Here is a 2,298-nt window from a genome sequence, read left to right on the forward strand (position 1 = left end):
GCCCACCCGAGACCGCGAGCCCCCGGCCCGACGGCGCTGCACCGAAACCCGAGCTCGACGGCGTGGTGGCGAAGGTCCGGCCAGACGATGACCCGCCGACGGCCCGTCCGTCTCCGTTCGACGCCGAACTCGGCGGCTGGACGGGCTGCGGACCGTCGGGCTCGGCGCCCGCGCCCGCGTCCTCGGCGCCCGCGTCCTCGGCGCCTTCGTCTTCGGCCTCGACCTCGGCGAGGGTGTCGCCGGGGCCGGCGAGCAGACGGCGGAACAGGGGGCTGCGGGCGGCGAGTTCGGCCTCGGTGCCGATGTCGACGATGCGGCCGGCGTCGAGCACCGCGATCCGGTCGGCGAGGTGCAGGGTGGAGCGGCGGTGCGCGATGAGCAGCGTGGTGCGGCCGCGCATGACCTCACGCAGCGTGGCGTGGATCTCGGCTTCGATCCGGGCGTCGATCGCGGAGGTGGCGTCGTCGAGGAGCAGCACGCGGGGGTCGGTCAGCAGCGCGCGGGCGAGCGCGACCCGCTGGCGCTGGCCGCCGGACAGCGTCAGGCCCTGCTCGCCGACGACGGTGTCGTAGCCGCGCGGCAGAGCGCGGATGAAGCCGTCGGCCTGCACCGACCGGGCCGCGGCGACGATCTGCTCGTGTGTGGCGTCCGGCCGGCCGTAGGAGATGTTCGCCCGGACCGTGTCGGAGAACAGGAAGCTGTCCTCGAAGACCACGCCGATCTGGTCGCGCAGCGAGGCCAGCGTCAGCGTGCGGATGTCCTGGCCGTCGAGGCGGACAGTGCCGCCCTGCGGGTCGTAGAAGCGGGGCAGGAGCTGGGAGATCGTCGACTTGCCGGAGCCGGAGGTGCCGACGAGGGCCACCGTCTCGCCCGACTCGATGCGCAGGCTGATGTCACGCAGGACCGGCCGCGACGGCAGGTAGCCGAAGGTCACCCCGTCCAGCTCGATCAGCCCGCGGGCGGTGCCGAGAACGGTGGCGTCCGGGGCGTCGGTGATCGCCGGGTGGGAGTCGATGATCTCGAAGATGCGCACCGTGCTGGCCTTGGCCTGCTGGCCGATGGTGAGCAGCCCGGCGAGGGTGCGGGTCGGGCCGATGAGCGCCCCGAGGTAGGTGCTGAAGGCGAGGAAGGTGCCGAGGGTGATCCGGTCGGTGAGCGCCAGCCAGCCGCCGAGCGCCAGCACGGCGACCTGCCCGAGCGCGGGCACGGCCTGCATCGCCGCGCCGAACCGACTGGTGATCTTCACGGCCCGCATCCGCAGCGCGAACAGCGTCCGGGCATGCCCGGCGAGCCGGTCGAGCTCCCGGTCCTCCTGCCCGAAGCCCTTCACCACCCGCACGCCCGCGACCGCCTCCTCGACGGCCCCCGCGACCTCACCGGCCTGCTGCTGGGCCGCCCAGGTGGCGGGGAACACGGTGCTGCGCGCCCGGAAGCCGAGCAGGAACAGCGCCGGCCCCATCGCGAGGGCGATGAGGGTCAGCAGCGGCGACAGCCACGCCATCGCGACCAGGGACGCGACGAACAGCACCAGGTTGCCGACGACCATCGGCAGGTAGGACAGCAGCCCCTGGATGGCGCCGACGTCCGAGATCGCCCGGCTGACCACCTGCCCCGTGGAGACCTGGTCCTGGCGGGCGCCGTCGAGCCGCTCGATGGTGCTGAAGACCTCGTCGCGCAGGTCGTACTGGACGTCCAGCGACAGCCGGCCACCCACATAACGCCGCACGAACGCAGTGACGAAGATGGCCACGCCCGCGGCGAGCAGGATGATCAGGTACGGGGTGAGCGAGTGCCGGTGGGTGACGACGACGTTGTCGATGACCTGCCGCTCGACCAGCGGGACGGCGGCGGTGACGAGCGTGCCGAGCAGCGCCGCGCCGAACGCCAGAATCACGTTGCGGCGGTAGACCATCACCTGCCGGCCGAGCCGGCGCAGCCAGCGGTCCGGCTGGTCGCGCCGCGAGGTGTCCGCGGCGGCCGGCCCCTCACCGCTCGCCGACGGCGGGTTCGTCTTGCCCGGGACACGGCGGCGGTTCTGACGCGGAAGATCCGATCCCTGGTGTGGTGGCGGCGGATCGGCAACGGGCTGCGTGGAGCGAGACGCCTCGCCGGGCAGGCGTGGCGTCTCAGCTGAGGATGCTTCGGGGCTCGCGGTGGACCTCCAGGTCAGCAGGTTCCGACGGATGCGGCCGGTCACGGGCGCAGGCGGCGGACGGCACCGGGCCTGCGGGCGCGGGCGGTACGGGAACACGCGCGGAGCGCATCCGCGCCGACCGCCGCTGCCCCGCCCGCCCGTCG

The 2,298-nt window shown here is 73.8% G+C and carries 1 protein-coding gene; it reads right to left on the reverse strand.

Features of this window, described 5'->3' with window-relative positions:
- Window positions 1–2,197: ABC transporter ATP-binding protein (locus NBZ83_RS31710; protein ID WP_261576462.1), on the reverse strand; the 2,197-nt coding region annotated here is incomplete at its 3' end.
- Between the last annotated feature and the right edge of the window lie 101 nt (window positions 2,198–2,298).

It is taken from the genome of Frankia gtarii, assembly GCF_025403375.1.
Taxonomy (GTDB): Bacteria; Actinomycetota; Actinomycetes; order Frankiales; family Frankiaceae; genus Frankia; species Frankia gtarii.